This window comes from Bacillus sp. FJAT-27231 (assembly GCF_001183975.1).
In the GTDB taxonomy this organism is placed as follows: Bacteria; Bacillota; Bacilli; order Bacillales; family Domibacillaceae; genus Pseudobacillus; species Pseudobacillus wudalianchiensis.
Genome location: NZ_LFZU01000001.1, coordinates 3,895,264 through 3,917,223 on the forward strand (window position 1 = coordinate 3,895,264; position 21,960 = coordinate 3,917,223).

General features: G+C 43.0%; 25 protein-coding genes. 9 read left to right on the forward strand and 16 right to left on the reverse strand.

The features are described from left to right. Positions 1-40: 40 nt before the first annotated feature. Together argS and AC623_RS18660 are read right to left on the reverse strand one after the other, a co-directional pair. The gene (gene argS, locus AC623_RS18655) at positions 41-1,711 is read right to left on the reverse strand and encodes an arginine--tRNA ligase (RefSeq protein ID WP_049665379.1); all 1,671 of its coding nucleotides are present in this window, start codon (positions 1,709-1,711) and stop codon (positions 41-43) included. A gap of 72 nt (positions 1,712-1,783) precedes the next feature. Continuing rightward, positions 1,784-2,227, reverse strand: a complete 444-nt coding sequence (locus AC623_RS18660; RefSeq protein ID WP_049665382.1) for a DUF1934 domain-containing protein — start codon at positions 2,225-2,227, stop codon at positions 1,784-1,786. 157 nt (positions 2,228-2,384) lie between these two features. On the opposite strand from AC623_RS18660, the gene AC623_RS18665 reads away from it, so the two are divergent. Beyond that, positions 2,385-2,726: a hypothetical protein gene (locus AC623_RS18665; protein WP_049665386.1), complete on the forward strand. Its 342-nt coding sequence runs from the start codon at positions 2,385-2,387 to the stop codon at positions 2,724-2,726. A gap of 72 nt (positions 2,727-2,798) precedes the next feature. On the opposite strand, the gene speB is transcribed toward AC623_RS18665, so the two are convergent. Both speB and speE read right to left on the reverse strand, forming a co-directional pair. Then, positions 2,799-3,686: an agmatinase gene (speB, locus tag AC623_RS18670; RefSeq protein ID WP_049665389.1), complete on the reverse strand. Its 888-nt coding sequence runs from the start codon at positions 3,684-3,686 to the stop codon at positions 2,799-2,801. A 31-nt stretch (positions 3,687-3,717) separates the two neighbouring features. After that, positions 3,718-4,548 carry a spermidine synthase gene (gene speE, locus AC623_RS18675; RefSeq protein WP_049665392.1) on the reverse strand — a complete coding sequence of 277 codons (831 nt, stop codon included), beginning with the start codon at positions 4,546-4,548 and terminating at the stop codon, positions 3,718-3,720. 189 nt (positions 4,549-4,737) lie between these two features. Here speE and AC623_RS18680 point away from each other — a divergent pair, with 189 nt between their 5' ends. Then, entirely contained in the window at positions 4,738-6,792 is a 2,055-nt protein-coding gene (locus AC623_RS18680; protein WP_049665395.1) for a transglycosylase domain-containing protein, read from the forward strand. A 188-nt stretch (positions 6,793-6,980) separates the two neighbouring features. Here AC623_RS18680 and AC623_RS18685 read toward each other — a convergent pair whose 3' ends face one another. After that, positions 6,981-7,487 carry a YwhD family protein gene (locus AC623_RS18685; RefSeq protein WP_049665397.1) on the reverse strand — a complete coding sequence of 169 codons (507 nt, stop codon included), beginning with the start codon at positions 7,485-7,487 and terminating at the stop codon, positions 6,981-6,983. Between the two features lie 28 nt (positions 7,488-7,515). Then, positions 7,516-8,160, reverse strand: coding sequence for a site-2 protease family protein (locus AC623_RS18690; protein WP_049665399.1), 645 nt, complete (start codon positions 8,158-8,160; stop codon positions 7,516-7,518). Between the two features lie 92 nt (positions 8,161-8,252). On the opposite strand from AC623_RS18690, the gene AC623_RS18695 reads away from it, so the two are divergent. Further along, entirely contained in the window at positions 8,253-8,471 is a 219-nt protein-coding gene (locus AC623_RS18695) for a 2-hydroxymuconate tautomerase (protein ID WP_269429941.1), read from the forward strand. Between the two features lie 228 nt (positions 8,472-8,699). Here the strand turns inward: AC623_RS18695 and AC623_RS18700 are convergent, their stop codons facing one another. The 3 genes from AC623_RS18700 to AC623_RS18710 all read right to left on the reverse strand — a co-directional run bounded on the left by AC623_RS18700 (position 8,700) and on the right by AC623_RS18710 (position 10,995). Then, complete coding sequence (locus AC623_RS18700) at positions 8,700-9,203, reverse strand: YwgA family protein (protein WP_049665407.1); 504 nt, start codon at positions 9,201-9,203, stop codon at positions 8,700-8,702. A gap of 33 nt (positions 9,204-9,236) precedes the next feature. Beyond that, complete coding sequence (locus AC623_RS18705) at positions 9,237-10,535, reverse strand: HD domain-containing protein (RefSeq protein ID WP_049665411.1); 1,299 nt, start codon at positions 10,533-10,535, stop codon at positions 9,237-9,239. 235 nt (positions 10,536-10,770) lie between these two features. Further along, positions 10,771-10,995 (reverse strand): DUF1450 domain-containing protein, encoded by a 225-nt coding sequence (locus tag AC623_RS18710; RefSeq protein WP_049665414.1) that lies wholly within the window; start codon positions 10,993-10,995, stop codon positions 10,771-10,773. A gap of 218 nt (positions 10,996-11,213) precedes the next feature. On the opposite strand from AC623_RS18710, the gene AC623_RS18715 reads away from it, so the two are divergent. Next, complete coding sequence (locus tag AC623_RS18715) at positions 11,214-11,903, forward strand: RsfA family transcriptional regulator (protein ID WP_049665417.1); 690 nt, start codon at positions 11,214-11,216, stop codon at positions 11,901-11,903. 133 nt (positions 11,904-12,036) lie between these two features. On the opposite strand, the gene AC623_RS18720 is transcribed toward AC623_RS18715, so the two are convergent. Continuing rightward, positions 12,037-12,882 (reverse strand): lipoate--protein ligase family protein, encoded by an 846-nt coding sequence (locus AC623_RS18720; protein WP_049665421.1) that lies wholly within the window; start codon positions 12,880-12,882, stop codon positions 12,037-12,039. A gap of 331 nt (positions 12,883-13,213) precedes the next feature. Then, complete coding sequence (gene pta, locus AC623_RS18725; protein WP_049665424.1) at positions 13,214-14,194, reverse strand: phosphate acetyltransferase; 981 nt, start codon at positions 14,192-14,194, stop codon at positions 13,214-13,216. A 189-nt stretch (positions 14,195-14,383) separates the two neighbouring features. Here pta and hemQ point away from each other — a divergent pair, with 189 nt between their 5' ends. Then, complete coding sequence (gene hemQ, locus AC623_RS18730; protein ID WP_049665428.1) at positions 14,384-15,130, forward strand: hydrogen peroxide-dependent heme synthase; 747 nt, start codon at positions 14,384-14,386, stop codon at positions 15,128-15,130. A gap of 149 nt (positions 15,131-15,279) precedes the next feature. Further along, complete coding sequence (gerQ, locus tag AC623_RS18735) at positions 15,280-15,720, forward strand: spore coat protein GerQ (protein WP_082174484.1); 441 nt, start codon at positions 15,280-15,282, stop codon at positions 15,718-15,720. 44 nt (positions 15,721-15,764) lie between these two features. On the opposite strand, the gene AC623_RS18740 is transcribed toward gerQ, so the two are convergent. The 4 genes from AC623_RS18740 to AC623_RS18760 form a co-directional block, all read right to left on the reverse strand. After that, positions 15,765-16,133: a DUF423 domain-containing protein gene (locus AC623_RS18740; protein ID WP_049665432.1), complete on the reverse strand. Its 369-nt coding sequence runs from the start codon at positions 16,131-16,133 to the stop codon at positions 15,765-15,767. Between the two features lie 11 nt (positions 16,134-16,144). Beyond that, positions 16,145-16,432, reverse strand: a complete 288-nt coding sequence (locus tag AC623_RS18745; RefSeq protein WP_049665435.1) for a YwdI family protein — start codon at positions 16,430-16,432, stop codon at positions 16,145-16,147. A 317-nt stretch (positions 16,433-16,749) separates the two neighbouring features. Continuing rightward, complete coding sequence (locus AC623_RS18755) at positions 16,750-17,430, reverse strand: uracil-DNA glycosylase (RefSeq protein ID WP_049665442.1); 681 nt, start codon at positions 17,428-17,430, stop codon at positions 16,750-16,752. A 70-nt stretch (positions 17,431-17,500) separates the two neighbouring features. Next, positions 17,501-18,223: a DUF4230 domain-containing protein gene (locus AC623_RS18760; protein WP_049665445.1), complete on the reverse strand. Its 723-nt coding sequence runs from the start codon at positions 18,221-18,223 to the stop codon at positions 17,501-17,503. 137 nt (positions 18,224-18,360) lie between these two features. Here AC623_RS18760 and pdxK point away from each other — a divergent pair, with 137 nt between their 5' ends. The 3 genes from pdxK (at position 18,361) to bshB2 (ending at position 20,355) form a co-directional block, all read left to right on the forward strand. After that, positions 18,361-19,170, forward strand: coding sequence for a pyridoxine/pyridoxal/pyridoxamine kinase (gene pdxK / locus AC623_RS18765; RefSeq protein WP_049665448.1), 810 nt, complete (start codon positions 18,361-18,363; stop codon positions 19,168-19,170). Positions 19,171-19,278: 108 nt separating this feature from the next. Then, complete coding sequence (locus AC623_RS18770) at positions 19,279-19,629, forward strand: YojF family protein (RefSeq protein ID WP_049665450.1); 351 nt, start codon at positions 19,279-19,281, stop codon at positions 19,627-19,629. Between the two features lie 24 nt (positions 19,630-19,653). Next, positions 19,654-20,355: a bacillithiol biosynthesis deacetylase BshB2 gene (bshB2, locus tag AC623_RS18775; protein ID WP_049665452.1), complete on the forward strand. Its 702-nt coding sequence runs from the start codon at positions 19,654-19,656 to the stop codon at positions 20,353-20,355. A gap of 110 nt (positions 20,356-20,465) precedes the next feature. Here bshB2 and ilvA read toward each other — a convergent pair whose 3' ends face one another. Beyond that, a complete protein-coding gene (gene ilvA / locus AC623_RS18780) occupies positions 20,466-21,725 on the reverse strand; it encodes a threonine ammonia-lyase IlvA (RefSeq protein WP_049665457.1) in 1,260 nt (419 codons plus the stop codon). Positions 21,726-21,960 lie beyond the last annotated feature (235 nt).

Here is a 21,960-nt window from a genome sequence, read left to right on the forward strand (position 1 = left end):
AGCTTGCGCTGAAACTTAACCGTTTCAGCGCAAGCTTTTTTTACATTTTTTCAGGTGCAGATACGCCGATAAGCTGCAGAGCATTTTTTAATGTAACCTGTACAGCTTTTACTAACGCAAGACGCGCTTCTGATAACTGTGTATTATTTGGATCTAATACTTTTTCTGCATTGTAGAAGCTATGGAATGCAGCAGATAGTTCTTGTATATAGTTCGCGATCCGGTGCGGGATGCGTTTTTCAGCAGCCTCTGCCACCACTTGAGGGAAATCGCCAATCTTCTTCAGTAAGTCGATCTCTTTTTCGGCGCTAATCAGAGATAAATCTGCTTCTTTGTTAATCGTGATACCTTGCTCTTCTCCTTGACGCAAAATACTGCTAATGCGAGCATGTGCATATTGAGCATAATACACCGGGTTTTCATTTGATTCAGACACAGCAAGGTCAAGATCGAAGTCCATATGAGTATCGCCGCTTCTCATGGCAAAGAAATAACGAACAGCATCTAACCCTACTTCTTCAACAAGCTCCCGCATCGTCACGGCTTTACCAGTCCGCTTGCTCATTTTCATCTTCTCGCCATTTTTATAAAGGTGAACGAGCTGGATAATTTCTACTTCTAAGTTAGCCGGATCATAACCAAGCGCTTCTACTGCCGCTTTCATCCGCGGAATGTAGCCATGATGGTCAGCGCCCCAAATGTTAATAACCTTTTTAAAGCCGCGTTCAAATTTATCCTTATGATAAGCAATGTCCGGTGTTAAATACGTATACGTGCCGTCATTTTTGACAAGAACGCGGTCTTTATCGTCCCCGAACGCAGTAGATCGGAACCAAACTGCCCCGTCTTCTTCGTAAATATGGCCTTTTTCACGCAAAGCAGCGAGTGCTTCATCGATTTTTCCATTTTTATAAAGAGATGTTTCTGAATACCATACATTAAATGGAACACGAAAATTTTCTAAATCCGTTTTCAGCTTCTCCATTTCGTATTTTAACCCATATTCTCTAAACGCTTCGTAGCGCTCTTCTTCCGACATAGAAACGAACTTGTCTCCAAACTCATCGGCTAATTTTTGGCCAATGCCCACGATATCTTTTCCGTGGTAACCATCCTCTGGCATTTCTTTCTCTTGACCGAGTGCTTGGAAGTAACGGGCTTCGACAGATAGCGCTAAATTATGAATCTGGTTGCCGGCATCGTTAATGTAATATTCTCTCGTTACGTCGTAACCAGCTTTTTCAAGCACGTTACATAAGGAATCCCCAACAGCTGCGCCCCGAGCATGACCAAGGTGCAGATCTCCTGTCGGATTAGCCGAAACAAACTCTACTTGGATCTTCTCATTGTTGCCGGTATTTGTTTTTCCGTAATCGGTGCCTTCCTCTAGTACAACTGGGATTAGATCCGTTAAATATGCATTATTCATATAAAAATTAATAAAACCAGGGCCAGCGATTTCAATTTTCTCAATGGAAGCTTTAGACGGATCAAAATTGGCGATCATCTCTTCGGCGATCGCACGAGGAGCTTTCTTCGCTACACGAGCTAGCTGCATCGCCATATTAGTCGAATAATCGCCATGCGCCTTTTCCTTTGGCGTCTCTAGCACAACAGCCGGAATTTCCTCCTCTTGAGCTAGCCCCGCCTTCAAAACAGCCGCCTTTATTTCCGACCGTAAATCCTCCTGTACCTTCTCTGCTATATTCATTAAATATATACCTCCTTATGGTTTAGGGTCAGTTCCCCGCTCTGCTAATGCGGTGAAGCGTTAAAATTTCCTTTATACACTTTCAAATTTGAGTTCCATTGTATAAGCTCCGACTGCCGTCCCTTGCATCAGCAGGTGGTAGTCTAGCTGGAGCGTTCCTTCGAGTTGTGATTCACTGTATGTATGGCTGTGCGACAGCTTATTTGTTTTGGTTAACATAGCCAATGTGCCGTGCGGGCTCGTATAGGAGCCATTCATCGGCTCTTTCTCGTTAAATGGAAGTCTCATCTTTACGGCTCCGCTGCGCAAGATTACGGCTCCTTTATCAGAAAACTTCACGACCGTTTGAATCGTGCCTTCTTCTTGAACCTCAGTATATTTCAGGAAGTAAGAACCGTTTTTTTCCTGAAACTCTCCAGAGAGCATAAGTTCAAACATCTCTCTTTCTCCTTCATGCTCAATGCTCGTCGTTAAATGGATATTGACAGGAACAGGTGCTTGTAAATCCTTGGCCAAGCTGTTCACATCCTTTTAAAATTTCTCCTTATAACTTATTAAGTATAAAAATGTTTATATAAAAATGCAATGGACATCATGGAAATTTCAATTGCGAAAGGATTAAATGCCCCCTCCCTGTGGTACATCAATAGAAAAAGGGATTGGAGCTGTTAACATGGAAGAAGTGAAAAGAGTATATTACGTAGACCCCGCCAGTAAGGAAGTCTTGCCTACTGCTGAAGGGCAAGGCAATTTCAGAATAGAAGCCACTGATCAAGAAGCAGCTTTTATCAGAAGAATTTTTGAAGAAGAATACAACGCTGAACTGGAAACGTTCGTTCGCGCTCATGTTCCCTATCTCGATTACTCTTACAAAGAAAAGAATGACCATTATGACCGGGCACTTATCGCCATTTACGGTTTAATTTATAAGTTTGGCGACGAAGAAGCTAGACGTCATATTGATGAGATGGGCATCTTGAATGAATATCGTTTAAATGAAAAAAAGGATTTCTAAATAAAGCAATCACCCGGCATAACAACTGCCGGGTGATTTTTAATAAGGTGTTCTATACACTTAAGAAGCTTCTTACTTTTCCTTGTTTACCAATCCCCAGCCGAGCAGCATCTCACGGAGCAGTTTGGAAGCTGTGTTAGCTGTCTGTTCGGAAGGATCATAAATCGGTGCTACCTCTACAAGATCGCCGCCGACAACCTTCACTTCTGAATGAGCAATCGCATGAATAGAGGCAAGCAGCTCTTTCGACGTAATGCCGCCCGCATCCACTGTTCCTGTACCAGGCGCATGAGCTGGATCAAGAACGTCAATGTCAATCGTTACATACACTGGCCGGCCAGCGAGCTTCGGTAAAATTTCTTTTAACGGCTCGAGCACTTCAAACTTAGAGATATGCATTCCGTTCTCTTTAGCCCAGTGAAACTCTTCTTTCATACCAGAGCGAATACCAAAAGAGTAAACATTTTCAGGGCCAATCAACTCAGCAATTTTTCTAATTGGTGTCGAGTGAGAAAGTGGTTCCCCTTCATACTCTGTGCGAAGATCGGTATGGGCATCCATATGAATAATCGCCAAGTCAGGATACTTTTTCGCTACCGCCTTCATCACTGGCCAGGAAACAAGATGCTCTCCCCCCATGCCGAGCGGAAACTTTCCGTCTGCCAGCAAACCGTCAATGTAATCCTCAATTAAATCCAAACTTTTTGCTGCGTTACCGAATGGGAGCGGAATGTCACCAGCATCAAAGTAATTAATTTCTTCTAACTCACGGTCCAGATAGGGGCTGTATTCCTCGAGACCAATTGATACTTCGCGAATGCGTCCCGGACCAAAACGAGAACCCGGGCGATAGCTAACTGTCCAATCCATTGGCATGCCGTATAACACGACCTGGCTTTTCTCATAGTCCTGCTGAGCACCGATAAAGATATTGCCTGAATAGGCTTCATCAAAACGCATAACTTTCCCACCTTTTTATCAAAATAGCCGTTTACTCTGTTAAATCTTTTACGAATTTCGGTAAAACGAAGGCTGCTTTGTGCAATTCTTTCGTATAATATTTTGTTTCAATATCGTGGAAATGCCCATCGCTTACTTCTAATGGATCATATTTTTTTGAGCCAATTGTAAATGTCCACATACCACTTGGATAAGTTGGGATATTGGCCGTATATAGGCGCGTAATTGGGAAAATTTCCTTTACATCGCGCTGTACTTCACGAATCAAGTCCGCTTTAAACCAAGGGTTGTCTGTTTGAGCAACGAAAATACCGTCTTCTTTCAATGCTTTCGCAATGCCAGCATAGAACCCTTTTGTGAATAAGTTTGCAGCCGGACCGACCGGTTCCGTTGAATCTACCATGATCACATCATATTCGTTTTCACTTTTGGCGATATGCATGAAACCGTCATCGACACGTACATCGACACGCTCGTTATCTAGTTCTCCAGCAATTTCAGGCAAGAATTTCTTTGAATACTCGATTACTTTGCCATCGATATCAACGAGTGTTGCTTTTTTCACTTCTGGATGCTTCAACACTTCACGGATTACCCCGCCGTCGCCACCGCCGACAACTAAAACATTCTCTGGATTCGGATGAGTAAATAATGGTACGTGTGCTACCATTTCATGATAAACAAATTCATCTTTTTGAGAAGTCATGACCATGCCATCTAAAAATAGCATATTGCCCCACTCTTCTGTTTCAGCCATCTCCAAGTATTGGAAGTCTGTCTGTTCTGTATGAAGAGTACGCTTAATTTTCATTGTAATTCCAAAGTTTTCCGTCTGTTTTTCTGTATACCAAAGTCCGCTCATTTCATCTCTTCCTTTCTGCAATAAATGCTTTCCAATTGCACTGAAAAAAGTATAGTGGAATCCTGCAAAAATTCAAGCTATTTTTTTGACTTCGTCCTCTTATATGAAAATATCCCCCTTTTATGTTTAAAAATTCGGAAGTTTTTTCATACTATTCCTAATTATTCTTTTTAAGGCAGGTAACCTTATATGACAGTCATTACCCTGTCAGGCTATCGTAAAACAGTTAAATGGATACGCGCAGGATTGTTTCTCGGTTTTTTTGCTGCGATGGGCTTGTTACTGCTCATCGGAGCCGGATTTTTATACATGAAGCTACTTGGCGAACCAAAAGTAGCCGTTCCTCAGTCTACGCTTTATTTTGCGGCAGATGGACAAGTGATTGGTGAAAGCCATGCTGGTGAAAAACGATATTGGGTCGCTCTTGATGAAGTATCCCCCTATCTTGTGGAAGCCACTCTCGCTGTGGAGGATAAGAAATTTTTTGAGCATCATGGTTTTGATTTCAAACGGATGGCTGGTGCTGCCGTTGCCGATTTAAAAGCGATGGCAAAAGTACAAGGGGCTAGTACGATTACCCAGCAATACGCTCGTAATCTTTATCTTTCCCATGATAAAACATGGAAGCGGAAAGTATCAGAGGCTATCTATACAATGCGAATTGAAATGAACTACACGAAGGAACAGATTTTAGAAGGTTATTTAAATACCATTTATTATGGACATGGAGCTTATGGTATTGAGGCTGCGAGCCAATTTTATTTTGGAAAAAAAGCAGCTGCTCTCACCCTGGCAGAAGCGAGTATGCTCGCTGGCATTCCAAAAGGGCCATCCATTTATTCACCGCTCTCCTCATTATCGAAAGCAAAAGAGCGGCAGAGAGTCATTTTAATGGAAATGGAAGAGAGCGGCGTGATTACACCTAAACAGCGCCAGGTGGCCATGGCCGACAAACTTCGCATTACTGGCGAACATTTGCACACAGACTCAGAAACAGCTCCGTATTTTCGACAAGCGGTCCAGCAAGTACTCGCTCAGAAGCTTGGTGTAGATGAACAGACGATCGCGCTTGGCGGATTGCGTGTATACACTACATTGAATCGAGAGCATCAATACATTGCCGAAAAGACTATAAAAAAAGTGATTGCCCAAGACTCTGATATACAGCCGGCGTTTGTTTCTATTGAACCCAAAACCCATTTCGTTACAGCTCTTGCTGGAGGCAAGGACTTCAATCAAAGCCCTTATAACCGGGCGACCCAAGCGATTCGACAGCCGGGGTCAACCTTCAAACCATTTTTATATTACGCAGCATTGGAAAATGGCTATACCCCAGCTACCCAGTTAAAAAGCGAAAAGACCGCTTTCCGGTATGACAATGGCCAAAAAGTATACAGGCCAAGCAACTTTAACCACCGCTATGCTGACGCCGATGTCACGATGGAGCAAGCGCTGGCTGTTTCCGATAACATTTATGCTGTTAAGACACATTTATTTCTAAAGCCCGACACACTCGTTAAAACAGCTGAACGTTTTGGCATTTCTACCCCGTTAAAGCCGCTCCCTTCACTAGCACTGGGTACGTCAGGTGTTCGTGTTCTTGAAATGGTGAATGCCTATGCGACAATAGCAAACGGCGGAAAATACGAAGAGCCTGTTTTTATCCAACGAGTGGAAAATGCGCACGGAGAGGTGATTTATGAACACCAACCAGAAAGTGAACAACGGTTTGATAAAAAACAAACAGCCGTGTTAACCCACATGATGACGGGCATGTTTGATAAAAACTTAAGCAGCTATGCAAATGTAACCGGTGCTTCCCTCGCTCCGAAGATGACACGCCCTTATGCCGGAAAGTCAGGATCTACCACTTATGATTATTGGATGATTGGGTTTACCCCCCAGCTAGCTGCTGGGATATGGACCGGATATGACGATGGAACAGAAATAAAAAAAGCGGATGATAAGCATTATGCTAAAGACATTTGGTTTGATTTTATGGAGGATGTCCACAGAGGGAAACGAGTCAAAAAATTCCCAAAACCGAAAGGCGTAACAGCTGTTAAAGTTAATCCCGGAAACGGAAAAATTGCTAGTGAGCATTGCCCTGTAACGAGAACGATGTACTTTATAGAAGGAACCGAACCAGAAGAATACTGTACGGACCATTTGCCAAAAGAAGAAAAAACAAAAGAAAAGAAAAAAGAAGAAAATTGGATTAAACGCTTATTTCCTCTTTTGTAAACAGCCTGATATGACTAAACAAACAAGGAAAAACCCCGGGTGTGCGGCCCGGGGTTTTTCCTTGTCCTAGCTTATGCAATTTATGCATTACTTCAAGTTTACTTTCTTTCTAGTTATTGGGCAAGATGTGAACATCATTTTCAAAAAACGTTCAAAGATTGTTCACTAAAAAGGGAATAAAAGGATAGTTATTCCGCTAAGCCTTCTTTTAGCTCTGATGAAGAGTTCTCCCACATGTCCGCATTGTGGTTTTGCAGAAAGTCTTTTAACACTTTCTTCGAAGGAGCATCCATGTGGTCGACGATAATATGCCCTTTTAATGACTTATCCATACGGTTTACATGCTCTGGGAGCGACTTGTAACCACGGCGTTTCTCACGATTTACGGTTAGTTCACACGCGGTAACCCCTGTGTAAAAAGGACCGTTTTCTCCCTGATCTACTGTTACCCATACGAGCCAGTATGGTTTAGCGCCTTCTGGCACCTCCTGTTTAGCAGGAAGAAACTTAATGCCTTTCTCAACAGCGCTGCGGGCATGCATAGCGCCCACATCAATGAAAGCCTCTTTTTCCTCTACATCAATAAAGACGGGAGATACGTTCTCTAAAGAAAGTGCCCCTTTTCCAAAGCCTTTATGACCATCTGTTGGGTCGTTTTTAATAATATTAAAGCCAACCTTTTTCTTTTTCTCCATGAGATAGTCTCCTTCCTTTTAGCTAGCATCAACCAAACAATACCATAAAAATCGTGTTAAATCCTTGAATCACTGAAGGCAGCACAAAGCTGAAAATCGGCTGGATCGTGTATTGGTAAAGCGGCGTAATGACAATAATTAGAAAAATGAGCGTTCCGTATTGCTCGTATTGTGTTAATTTGACACGGACAGATGACGGCACTAAGTCCTCGATAATTCGGTAGCCGTCAAGCGGCGGCAACGGCAGCAGATTAAATACGAATAAGACCACATTTAACCAAACCATCATATTGAGCAGGTCAATAAAAAATGGAGGCAGCCCAGCGCCTACAGAAAAAAATAAAATACCATAAGCAATGGCCGCAATTAAGAAATTGCTGAGCGGTCCAGCAACCGAAACTAAGATTCCCGCAAGCCGCGGGTTCTGAAAGTTTCGGCGGTCAACCGGCACAGGCCGCGCCCAGCCAAAGCCAGCAATCAGTATTAAGATAGTGCCGATCGGATCAAGGTGATGAACAGGATTAAGCGTTAGCCGCCCTTGGTTCTTCGCCGTATCGTCACCGAATTTATAAGCAACATACGCATGGGCAAACTCGTGGAAAGTGAATGCCACAATAAGCGTGATGACAACAAACGGCAATTCTGATAGTGAAAAAGCTAAAAATCGGTCCAAATGTTAAACCCCTTTATTTTATTTTGTAAAGATTTTCATGCTTGATATATTGCTTGTCCCCTTTGAAAAGCATACAATTTGGTTGTATCATCATTGAACCATATGGAGAGGAGCCAAGAAATATGCCTTATGTAACTGTAAAAATGCTAGAGGGCCGCACAGAAGAGCAGAAAAAGGCGCTTGCTGAAAAAGTAACAGCCGCTGTAACAGAAACGACTGGTGCCCCTGCTGAAAAAGTAGTCGTCTTCATTGAAGAAATGTCAAAAAATCATTATGCCGTTGCCGGTAAAAGATTAAGCGACGAAGATTAATTTTTTACTCGATTGATAGGGCCCGCCTCAGAGCGGGCCTTATCATTGTCTAGCTGCGCCTCCTTGCCCCTCGAGGTCATAAGCCGACCTGGCTGTGTGGCTGAAGAGCACCACTTCGCCATTTCGTCTTATGCTTGTCGGGGCAGAGCAGTCGGCTCCGCTTCGACACACACGATGTGCTAGTGAGGGCGTTGCGACACGATGTCACGCCTTTAGCCGTCGTTCCTCTTACTGCAGCTGCATTTTCAGTTGTTCGATGTAGCCATACGCTTCTTGGATTTCTTCTTCGGTGTAGCGCTGTTTTCTTTTTAACGTGAAGATTTTTTCGGTCACTTCTTCACGTGTTAGTGTATCAAAATAAAGAACGGTTGATACCAATTCAAGGAAACGGGCGCTTTGGCTGTTCATCTCGACGACGGTCTCTTTTAAATGCGGTATATCTACTTCCGTGTGCTTAAGAAAAGCTTCTCCTTCTTCCGTAAGCGTGTAGCGATATTGATAATAACCGCCTTTTTTCTCGCGTACTTCATCGATAAATTCCATATTGCACAACTCTTCCACACGGAGAGTCAACTCTTCTGAATAAGGACCATAAAAGTGGAACTCGAATTTTTCTTGAAAAGGAAAGGAAATTTTCTTCGCAATGTAGATGATCTTTTGTAGTTTTTTCCGCCCAATGACTTCTCCGCAGGCCGCAAAGACCCCCATTAATTTTGCATGCTCTTTTAACAACTTTTCTCAACTCCTACTGTATCATTCCCGGCGTCATATTTCTAAAATGGATCGTATTTGCCGTTTAATATTGCGTTTTGACGACTCGTCATTTAACAAATCGGCAGGAAAATATAATTTATGGTCTGTTCGTCTTTTACCTGAAATTGCGTCCACAATATCGGACTCTCGTGACAGTTCACGCAGTTCTCCGTTGTTCATCAATAAATAAATAGGCAGCCGCTCTTCTTCCTCTCCCGGCCGATAAAAATCGTATGGCAGGTCAGAAGAGGAATCAAATACAAGATAATATTCCGGGTCGATGCCAGCTTTTTTAAACAGCGCTTCCAATTCACTATGCTTGCGGTACTCTTTGGCAGGATCAAACTCTACATACTTAAACAAATCGCGATTGACAAACCGGCGGCATAAGTCGCTTAAAATCGGATCTTTTTCTTCCTGCCAAACTTGAAAGTAATACAACATAACAGATTCATCGAGCTTTAAGTAGTCTGCAAGATTATATTGCTCTTGAAAAATAGAGTGAAAATGCAACGGGGCATATGTAAATGGGTAACTTTGTTGATTTAATTCTTTGGCCCGGTGCAGGATCTTTGTCAACAGGACTTCTGCACTCCGCGTGACCGGATGGAAATAAACTTGCCAGTACATTTGATAGCGGCTCATAATATAATCTTCGACTGCATGCATTCCGCTTTGTTTGAACACAACCTGGTCCTCGCGCGGGCGCATTACACGCAGCAAGCGCTCCATATCAAAGTGGCCATAGCTGACCCCCGTAAAGTACGCATCACGCTGTAAATAATCCATACGGTCTGCATCAATCTGGCTTGAAATTAAACTAACAACCAGCTTGTTTTCATGCGTTTTTCCAATTACTTCCGCTACATGCTTAGGGAAGCTTTTGTCTACTCTGGATAAAACAGCATTTACTTCCGTTTCTCCGAGAATAATTTCTTTCGTAAACGCCTCGTGGTCCAATTGGAATACTTTTTCAAACGAATGTGAAAATGGCCCGTGTCCAACATCATGCAAAAGAGCGGCGCATAATGAAAGCAAACGGTCTTCTTTGTTCCATTCCGGCCGTTCAGCAAATACGTCGTCCACAATACGCCTAACAATTTCATAGACACCGAGTGAGTGTGTAAAGCGGCTATGTTCCGCTCCATGAAATGTTAAATAGGTTGTTCCGAGCTGGCGAATGCGGCGCAGACGCTGGAACTCCTTTGTACCGATTAAATCCCAGATCACTAAATCGCGAACGTGGATATAACGGTGAACAGGGTCTTTAAACACTTTTTCTTCTTTTAGTTTGCTTTTTGAGTATTCCATTTTGTCCCCCCATTCGTCCTCATTCATGTTTTTTATTATAACGGAAAAATTATGAAGATAGGAGGAAGAAACAGCCCTCCTTCTGCATATAGTGAAATAAAGGGGGAACCGTCTGTTCTCTTTGTCGAAGAAATACCGGTAGAATGCAGAATTCATAGAATTGCTCTCCGTTTCTAGGACCGGCATTTCTTAAACAAAAAATCACCTTATCCAATGTCCGGCAGGTGATTCATCTTTATTTCTTTAGCTTCTTCTCTACTTTTTCCATGAGTTCTTCTTCTGTTAAAGCCGCAACCGGCCGGTTATTGACGAAAGTAAATGTTTTTTTACGGCCAGGTCCGCAGTAAGACTGACAGGCCACATCAATTTTTGCTTCCGGGTCAATCTTTTTCAGCCTTGGCACAAGAGTTTTCAAGTTAACTGCCTGACAATCATCGCAAACTCGAAATTCGTTTGCCATCTATATACAATCCTTTCTCAAATAAGGTTAAGCTAAACGGTATTTTACATCGAAAAAAAATTGTTGGCAAGCACCCGGATCGCCATCCTGCCCTCTGTGTGCCGGTTAAACAGGGAAACTAGCAGAAAAAAATTATTTTTTAATATTGGTATAAATCTAACGTATTTGGATCATCCTGTCAGTAATTAAACTTTTATTAAAACAAGGAGTTGACTGTAATGAAAAACAGACAAGATGCATGGTCAGAGGAAAATGACCTTTTGCTCGCCGAAACAGTGCTGCGCCATGTGCGCGAAGGAAGTACGCAACTAAATGCGTTCGAAGAAGTCGGAGACCAGTTAAACCGGACATCCGCCGCCTGCGGTTTCCGCTGGAATGCGGTCGTTCGCCATCAATATGAAAAGGCGCTGGCGCTTGCTAAAAAACAGCGCAAACAACGAAATAGACTGCTTGGAAAAGAGCAGGGCGGCAAGAAAAAGCTATTATACCAGCCTCCGGTTCCTTCTATTGAAGAAGTAGAAGCGATGTCTTTGCCGCTTCCTAATGATATAGAAGTAGAAACAGAACAGCTGCCATATAGAGCGTCTTCGACTCAAGAAGACATGTCGATGGAAAAAGTGATTGCCTTTTTACAAACCCTTTCTAGCTCCACTTACCAGTCAGACCGGTTAAAACAAGAGAATGCAAGATTAAAACAAGAGGTAGAACAATTAACAAAAGAGAAAGCGTCTCTGGAAGAAACCGTCCATGAACTCGAGCAAAACTCAATCACGATGCAAGAAGACTATGAAACACTAATAAAAATTATGAACCGCGCCAGAAAGCTCGTTCTCTTTGATGAAGAAGAGCCTAGTTCTACCGCTTTTAAAATGGATCGCAATGGAAATTTAGAAAAGCTGGCTGAATAAGCAGAGGTGTCCCGAGAGCTTCGTCTTTCGGACACCTTCTTTTTTGTTGCATGCTAATCTTTGAATTTATAAGCAGACAGAAAGAGTGTATGTGCAAAAATTTTTAAATATGCCCTGTCTGCTTAGATTCCCATTAAGCTTCTCTAGTCAAAGCTTTTTCATTGCGCTCGGTGACACGCTCTAAATACCCTTGATACAGTTCAATCTCTTCTCCATGCAAAGAGCTGGCATACAGACGTCCTGCGTATTGATGGAGCGTATTTAAAAATCGCATCATGACATCTTGAATAGTGAGTTCACAGCCTAGCAATTCAGATAGTGACGCCATCACTTCCGGCTGAATATCAGGATAGTCCCACTTTGTTCTTTCTGCTTTTTTGGCAGTCTCGTAAAATTGGCGAATCATCGCAGCCCTTTCTGAGCCACTGCCGCTTACACACAAATAAATCTGAACAGCTACCCCACGGCGGATACGCCGTTGGGAAATACCTGCAAACTTTTTTCCCTCAATGCTTAAATCATAGCTTCCTGGACAATAAGATCCTACAATCTCATAAGCATGAATTTGTACAGGAAAGTCAGAAAACATTTGTCTAATCAATAAATACATTGCTTCATAGCCGCGGTCGATATCGATCCCTTTTTCTGTGTCGGGAAAAATAAGCGATAAATTGAGCACACCTTCATCAAGTGCTACCGCAAGCCCTCCTGAATTTCGAACGATTGTTTTGAGGCCGGCTTCCCGTAAAAGCTGAACTCCTTCCTGTAAAAAAGGCAGCTTTGTATCCTGAATGCCGAGCACCACGGTATTGTGATGAACCCATGCCCGAGCGGTCGGCGGGCTAACCCCCGCACCGACCGATGTACATAATGTATCATCAGCAGCAAACGACTGAAGCGCGCTAAATATCGGACCTAAGCTTGACTGGTCAATCAAACGCCATTCCGGCTGCTTCAGTAATTGTAATGATTCGTTCATAGTGTGTTCTCCTTTAATAGTAACATTAAAAAAACCGGCAGCAGCCGGTTACAGGCTATTGATACGCGCTCAATCAGCCTGGTCATGTTTTTACTAAAATTTATTCATGCGAACAAATCGTTTTGATTTAAAAGTTATAGATAAAGTCTATTTTTATATTATCAGGCTGGTTGAAAACGCTTATCTTTTGAGGCACGAAGCCTGGCGAGGAGCGGAGTGACCATCCGGGTCATGAGCACCGCAACCAGGCGAGCAACGAAGAAAGCGAGCGTTTGTCACCAGACTCGATTAAATCGTTTTGACTTTACTTTACCGAGAATGGCCATTTATTTCAACCATTATTAAGTGACTGAGCTGCAGTAATTAATGCCAGCTTGTACACATCTTCCTCGCTGCAACCGCGGGAAAGATCATTAACTGGCGCATTCAGCCCTTGCAAAATCGGACCGACAGCTTCAAAATTGCCAAGTCGCTGTGCAATTTTATAACCAATGTTTCCGGCCTCAAGACTCGGAAAAATAAAGACATTGGCATCTCCTTGGATTATAGAATCTGGTGCCTTCTTCTTTGCAACCGACGGAACAAACGCGGCATCAAATTGAAACTCTCCATCAATCGTTAATTCTGGCGCTCTTTCTTTCGCTATCTGGAGCGCTCCTTCCACTTTTTCTGTTTCTGGGGACTTGGCCGATCCTTTCGTTGAGAAGCTGAGCATGGCTACACGCGGGTCCATATCAAACATTTCTGCCGTTTTAGCGCTTTCGATCGCTATTTCCGCTAAGTCATTACTGTCTGGAGCAATATTGATGGCACAATCAGCAAAGACATACTTCTCTTCCCCGCGCACCATAATGAATACGCCCGATGTCTTTTTTACGCCTTGTTTTGTTTTAATAATTTGCAAAGCGGGACGGACTGTATCAGCTGTAGAATGAGCCGCACCGCTTACAAGGCCTTGTGCATACCCTTGGTAGACAAGCATCGTGCCAAAATAGTTCTCGTCCATTAAAATGCTCTGTGCTTCTTCCTCTGTCGCCTTGCCTTTTCGGCGTTCAACAAATGCTTGCACCAGTTCATTAAGACGGCTATCGTTGGCCGGGTCGACAATCTCGACTCCTTCTAGACCAACTTGCAGCTGAGCAGCTTTTTGCTGAATTTCTTGTTCGCTGCCAATAATAATAGGCACCACTAACTCTTCTTTCCCCAACCGGCTGGCAGCTCCTAGAATGCGTTCATCCAGCCCTTCTGGAAAAACAATTTTCACCTTTTGTCCGGAAAGCTTATTCTTTAAACCTGTAAATAAATCACTCATCCCATTCCCTCCTTGCCTTTTCATATATTCAGCATACCGTCTATAAGCCAGATTTTAAATAATAAAGTACCGCCTTTTCATCATTCCCCTCTCTCTTTGTGTTCACACACCCGTCAAAGCACTTTTGTGGATTGCTTGTGAATGTGTGTTATATTAGTAACGAAAACATTTACATAGGGAGTGGATAACATGAGTGAAGCAGCAAAAACGATTGATGGCTGGTATTGTCTTCATGATTTTCGCCTAATTGATTGGACAACGTGGAAGATGCTTTCAAGCGATGACCGTCAAACAGCTATTTATGAATTTCAGCAATTTCTTAATAAGCTAAACACCGTTCATGAGGCGAAAGAAGGCAGTCATGCTTTTTATAGCATCGTTGGCCAAAAAGCTGATTTTATGCTAATGATTCTTCGCCCAACAATGGAAGAGTTGAATGCCATTGAAACAGAATTCAACAAGCTGAAAATTGCTGAGTTCACGATTCCAGGCTATTCTTACGTATCCGTTGTCGAGCTAAGCAACTACTTAGCCGGCGATGAAGATCCGTATCAAAATCCGCAAATCCGTGCACGTTTATATCCTGAGCTTCCTAAAGCAAAGCATGTTTGCTTCTACCCAATGGACAAGCGCCGTCAGGGAGAAGACAACTGGTACATGCTTCCGATGGAAGAACGCGGTAAGCTTATGCGCAGCCACGGCATGATCGGCCGCCAGTATGCTGGAAAAGTGAAGCAAATCATTACTGGTTCTGTTGGTTTCGATGATTACGAATGGGGCGTTACGCTCTTTGCCGATGATGTACTCCAATTTAAGAAACTCGTTTATGAAATGCGTTTTGACGAAGTAAGTGCCCGTTACGGCGAATTCGGCACATTCTTTGTCGGTAACCTGCTTAATGATTCCAAGCTAGAGCAAATGCTGCAAATCAACTAAAAAACCATTTAAAGCCTTTCTATTTTACAGAAAGGCTTTTTATTTTGTCATGAAACTTAAATTTTCACATACACATTAATTGACAATCGATTTGAAAATCCATTCGTTCAAGGAGGGTTCCTGTGAGTCCATCAACTGCTAGTCCATATATGTATAGTATGCCCGCCCAGTATTACCAGCCATATCCGATGTATACAACTCCTTCTGCTGGGACAATGCCTTCTACTGGCACAGTCCCCACAGCTTCACAAGGCGGAAGCCTCAACGTACCAGGCATGCTGCCTTCAGAACAGTCTTATATTGAAAATATTTTGCGGCTTAACCGCGGAAAATTAGCAACCGTCTATACAACTTTCGAAAACAACCGTGAATGGAACGCAAAAGTCTTCAAAGGCATTATCGAAGCCGCGGGCCGTGATCATTTGATCTTAAGTGATCCACAAACTGGAAGACGTTACTTACTGCCGATGGTAACAGTTGATTATGTCACATTTGACGAGCCAATCGAATATACTTACCCGATCGGTACGGGTGCTGGGACTGGTGCGGGAGCAGGCGGAGGATCGCTTGCTACCTACCCGTCGAGATAAGGAATAAAAGCTGCTCTTCATTGTTATGAAGAGCAGCTTTTACATTAAAATTTTATAGCGGCTAAAACAAGCAACACCCAAGCGGCGAGGAAAGCAACTCCGCCAATTGGCGTAATGGCCCCCAACACTTTTATTCCTGATAAAGTAAGGGCATACAAACTGCCTGAGAAAATAACGGTTCCGATCAACATCATCCATCCAGACCAGTTCAATAAAGAACTAGACGGGAATTGTCCCATAAGAATACCTACTAAAATCATTCCTGAAGCGTGAAACATTTGATACTGGACACCAGTTTTCCAAATCTCCAAATACTTCGGTTCTACTTTTCCTTCTAAACCATGAGCGCCGAATGCACCGAGCGCCACCGATAAAAAGGCATTGATTGCCCCAATGATAATAAATAGTTTCATGCTCTTTCTCCTTAAAAATCGAATATAGAATCGCCATTCGCTCCATCGTCTGTTTGGAGCTTTTCTGAACGGTTTAAAGCGGGCTGTGCCGGCTGCACCACTCTCGGCTGGATTGGCTGGATTTCAGATAAGCCAGCCCCTATTCCCGGCTTATCTGATTCATCTAGCAGCATGTCACACAACGTTCGAACAGTATAGATATGCTGTTTCATTGTACCGCTTTTTTCAGCAAGCCGTGCCTGTCGTATTTCTTCTTCTATTTTATTTAAAACGGATAAATGGGAAATGTTTATATTCATGCACCTCCTGCTACTTTTTCCCGGGCTTTTGTGCAAATTGATAGCATGGGTGTCCAGAAGTTTTTAAAACAACCGCTGATGGCAGCTGGTTTGACTTAAAGCCATATGCGCGGCAGCCACGCGGGCTCTTTTGATCCCATGTTACAAAAAAGTGTCTGCACTGAAAACAATTCACTTTTTCCATTTTGCCCGCTCACTCCCCTTCTGCCCTCCATTTTAACAAATTTTGCTGGGACAGCATAAGGATTCTTTTTGACAATAGCGAAGACTGTCTATTAATGGCGTTGTTTCACGTGAAACAACGGAAATTGACGAATTTATGCGTCTTTTATTTCCCAGGTAATCGGCTTTTCCCCAAATTGCTTCAAGCACTCATTTGCTTTTGAAAACGGCTTGCTTCCAAAGAATCCTCTTGAAGCTGACAAGGGGCTCGGATGCGGCGCTTGAATAATGCAATGCTTTTGCTGGTCAATCAGCGCTAGCTTCTTCTGAGCCGGCTTGCCCCAAAGAATAAAGACCACCGGCTCTTCTCGGCTGCTAATCAAGGAGATAATTCGGTCTGTTAGCTTCTCCCATCCTTTTCCCTGGTGAGAGTGGGCCTCGCCTTTCCGGACAGTAAGTACGGTATTTAATAAGAGTACCCCCTGCTTCGCCCATGGCACTAAATAGCCGTTATGCGGAATAGGACAACCTAAATCGTTATGCAGCTCTTTAAAAATATTTCGGAGCGAAGGCGGCAGCGGCACATCCGGTTTAACAGAGAAACTCAGTCCGTGAGCCTGCCCTGGACCGTGATAGGGATCCTGCCCAAGGATAACAACCTTTACATCCTTAAAAGCTGTATAATGAAGTGCATTAAAAATGTCGTTCATATCAGGATAAATCGTTTTTGTGGCATACTCCTCTTTTAAAAATTCACGAAGCTCTTTATAATAAGGCTTCTCGAATTCGTCCTCTAGCAGCTCTGCCCAATCATTTTGCAGTATTTTCTTTGCCATCAAACATTCCTCCTCACACGTGTTAAGAAATAAAAGTAAATAACTATTTTAGTTTGACAATAACCTCTTACTAGCCTGAAATCTTTACAGTAGCTTTATACCCGACATGCTCAAAAAACTGCTCCAACGATTGCACAGCATTTTTTTCAGCTGTCTGGAGCAACCCCTGCTTAATGGCTTCTTCCTCGATCAGCTGTTTAGCTTTATCAGCGAGCGCATATCCTTCCTTCCAGTCTACCTTTCCTCGGAAAAGACCCTCCACCGAAAACATTTTCACTTGATCTGTAAGAAGAGCCGGTTCTTGTAAAATTCCCGCCTTTGGTATGTGAATTTCAACCGTTTTCTTTTTCTCGTCTACTTTAACATCTGCTTTGGACACCTTGCTTAAATCAACACCTGCTAGCACTTTACCTGGAATAATGAGAAGCACCTTCCGCTTTGTACCAGGCACATCGATGCCAATCTCCTGACCAAAAATCTTATTATCTTCCTGTTCAATGACTGCTTTTGTATACGCTTCAGCTGTTGCTAACGAATTTAGTCCCTTAATCTGTTCCACAAAAGCAGCTGGTTCCTGCTGCTTAGATCCGGTGTATAAGGAGATGACTCCCGATGTTCCAAGCACAAACAGCAATAAAATAAAAGAAGCAAGCAGCCACTTGGCAATCTTGCCAGTTCTGACAGCTGGCACTCTTCCCGCCGTTGCAGCAGAGGCTGTCTCTTCTTGTCCAGCTTTTAGCTCCTTTAAGATTGATTCCACCTGCTCTAGCTTCTCTCTTTCCCTGCGGTCCATTTCACCCCTCCTCTATTCATCTATTACCCCCATCTTAACAGTGACGCACTCCAAAAGGCTTGTACAAAGCGTTTTATTTTTTTAAAATGGTAATAGCAACTTATATCGCTTTATATTTAAAGGGGGATTTTTACAGCATGGAAATGAAAAAGGTATTAACCATCGCAGGATCAGATACAAGCGGCGGCGCCGGCATTCAAGCAGACTTGAAAACATTCCAGGAACACGGTGTTTATGGAATGACAGCGCTGACAACCATCGTTACAATGGACCCGGACAATCACTGGAGCCACGGTGTTCATCCGCTATCTATTGATACGCTAGAAGCCCAATTAAAAACAGCTATGTCTGTCGGTATTGATGCTGTAAAAACAGGAATGCTTGCTACTGCCGAAATTATCGAAGTAGCAGGAAAGCATATTAAAGCAAATGGGTTGGATAAAGTTGTTATTGACCCAGTTATGGTATGTAAAGGCGAAGATGAAGTGTTAAACCCGGAAGCACCGGTTGCTATGCGTGAATTTTTATTGCCGATTGCGACAGTCGTAACACCAAACTTATTCGAAGCAGGACAACTATCAGAGCTCGGACCCATCCGCACAGTTGATCAAATGAAAGAAGCAGCTAAGAAGATCCATGAATTAGGGGCAAAAAACGTCGTTGTTAAGGGCGGCAAACAGCTAGAGCATGACAAAGCTGTCGATGTATTCTATGATGGCAGCGAGTTTACTGTCCTCGAGGCAGAAAAAGTAGCCACTAGTTATAACCATGGGGCTGGCTGTACGTTCGCGGCTGCGATTACAGCAAACCTGGCAAAAGGACAAGATGTAAAAACAGCAGTATCTAATGCGAAAGACTTTGTCAGCGCAGCAATCCGTCACGGTTTCAAATTAAATCAATACGTCGGCCCAGTTATGCATGGCGCTTTTAACCAAATCCGAAACTAACCGATGAGCCATCCTTTTTATAAGGATGGCCTTTTAGGCTCTTTTTTCGCAATCCCTAGTTATTTCTTGTAAAATATTCAGTACAGGCGCTTATGGAGGTGGATGAACGTGGAGCCAATTATTACCGCAAAAGTTCAAGAATCAATTGATAGTTTCGCCAATCAAGAAGTATACATTCATCTAGAAACAACGAACGGAGCGTATGCCTCTCACTTTGACGAAAAGTTTTTTTCAGCAGGTGCCTATATACGCAATGCTAAAATTAGCTATGAACATGGAAAAATCGTTGGAGAAGGACCATACCGTGTTGGCTTAAAGCTTGCAATTGGCTGGGTATACGCTGAAGGATTAACCCATTTTGGTTTTGATGAAAAAGGCAGGCTGCTGCTGGCTGGACATGGTTTTGATGGAAAGCTCGCGGTTGCTTTGCAAATAGGCAAGGAACCGTTTAAGTATTGAGTTAAAGGAAGGTGATTCTCCGCCATGTTAACGGAAATAGAAAAAGAAGAGCAAGTTCTTGTCATTTTCCCGCATCCTGATGACGAAGCATTCGGTGTGTCCGGCACGATCGCTACACATAGAAAAAGAGGCACACCTGTTACATATGCCTGTCTGACGCTTGGAGAAATGGGAAGAAATCTTGGAAATCCGCCATTTGCTACCCGGGAATCGCTGCCGGAGATCCGCAAGGCAGAATTAAAAAATGCAGCCGAAGCCCTCGACATTCAAGATTTACGCATGATGGGACTGCGTGATAAGACATTGGAATTTGAAGACGACCGCAAAATGGCTGACCTTGTTTCCGGCTTAATTGCTGAACTAAAGCCGTCTCTTGTCATTAGTTTTTATCCAGGCTTCGCTGTCCACCCCGATCATGAAGCAACCGCGCGTGCTGTTATCCGTGCTGTTCGCCGGCTTCCAGAAGAAGGACGGCCAAAGCTGCACCTTGTCGCTTTTGCCAACAACACAGATGCAGATCTAGGAGCACCCGATCTCGTCTATGACATCTCAGATGTATTTGAACAAAAAATGGCTGCTTTACGAGCCCACATTTCTCAAACGGCCTGGATGTTAAAAGAAATGGAAAAGCTCCTTCATCAAAAAGATGAAACAACCGTCCAGCGTATTATGTTCGAACGCTTTTGGAATTACCGCTGGGACGATGACAAAGTAAGCGAATTATAAACAACACCTCCAGCTATAAGCTGGAGGTGTTGTTTGTTTCGCTGGTTCTTCACGCCCTATCAATCCCTAAAAAAACACGCCAGCCTTGGATTCGGCTGGCGTGTGGCCTATTAAATTAACAAGTTGAATAAGAATGGATCGTTATTAATTTCGATGTATGGGAAGCCTTTTTGCTGCATCCGTTCGATGAGCGGCAAATAGTCTGCTTTTGATTTTAATTCAATTCCGACTAATACAGGTCCCTCATCGCGATTTGTGCGTTTTGTGTATTCAAAACGTGTAATATCATCATGCTCGCCAAGAACTTCGTGCATAAATTCGCGTAAAGCGCCGGCACGTTGTGGAAAGTTCACGATGAAATAATGTTTCATGCCTTCATAAATGAGCGAGCGTTCCTTAATTTCCTGCATGCGATCGATGTCATTATTGCCGCCGCTAATAACGCACACAACATTTTTCCCCTTAATCTCATTCTTGTAAAAATCAAGGGCCGCGATAGATAAGGCACCAGCTGGTTCTGCTATAATTGCATTCTCATTGTAAAGATTTAAGATCGTTGTACATACTTTTCCTTCCGGCACAACAACGATATCATCCAGTACTTCGCGGCATACTTCCATTGTTAAATGACCGACTTGCTTAACTGCTGCGCCATCTACGAAAGGGTCAATGGATTCAAGGGCCACTACTTTGTCCTGCGCCAATGACGTTTTCATACCTGCCGCGCCCTCTGGTTCTACGCCGATCACATGGGTATGCGGACTGATGCTTTTCAGGTAAGAACCGACCCCTGCTGCTAATCCCCCGCCCCCAATGGAACAAAAAACGAAGTCAATCGGCTGAGGAGCCTCGTTCATAATCTCTACTCCTACTGTCCCCTGGCCAGCGATTGTAAGATAGGCGTCGAACGGGTGGACGAATACCATCCCTTCTTTCGTGCAGTACTCCATGGCGGCTTCATACGAATCGTCGAATGTATCACCTGTTAAGATCACTTCTACATTCTCGCCTCCAAATAATTTCACTTGGGAAATTTTTTGTCTTGGTGTTGTAGACGGCATGAAGATGACGCCTTTAATATTTAACTGGTTACAAGAAAAAGCAACCCCTTGCGCATGGTTGCCGGCGCTTGCGCAGACAACTCCTTTAGCTCGTTCTTCGGCAGGCAGATTGTAAATAAAGTTGTACGCACCGCGCAATTTAAATGAGCGAACGACCTGCAGATCTTCTCTCTTTAAGAAGATATTACACCCATAACGTGCTGAAAGCAGTTCATTTTTTTGAAGCGGTGTCTTGATAACGACGTCTTTTAATGTTTGATTTGCCACTACGATGTCTTCTACTTTTATTTTTGTTAAGGCTTTACTCACATTTTTCCCCTTCTTTAATTGAATTTTAAGAATTATTTTAACATACCTCTTCGGGACATGGAGAAAAAATCCCGATATTTCTTTAAATTTTCTTATTTCAGTTATTTTAACATAGATTTCTCTTTTGTCTCTCAATGGAAATTTTTTATTTAACTTTGAACAAAAAAATATAAAAAAACTCTTTTGACTTTCACATTTTTTGTATATTTAGAAATCTTTATTTTTAAATTAAATA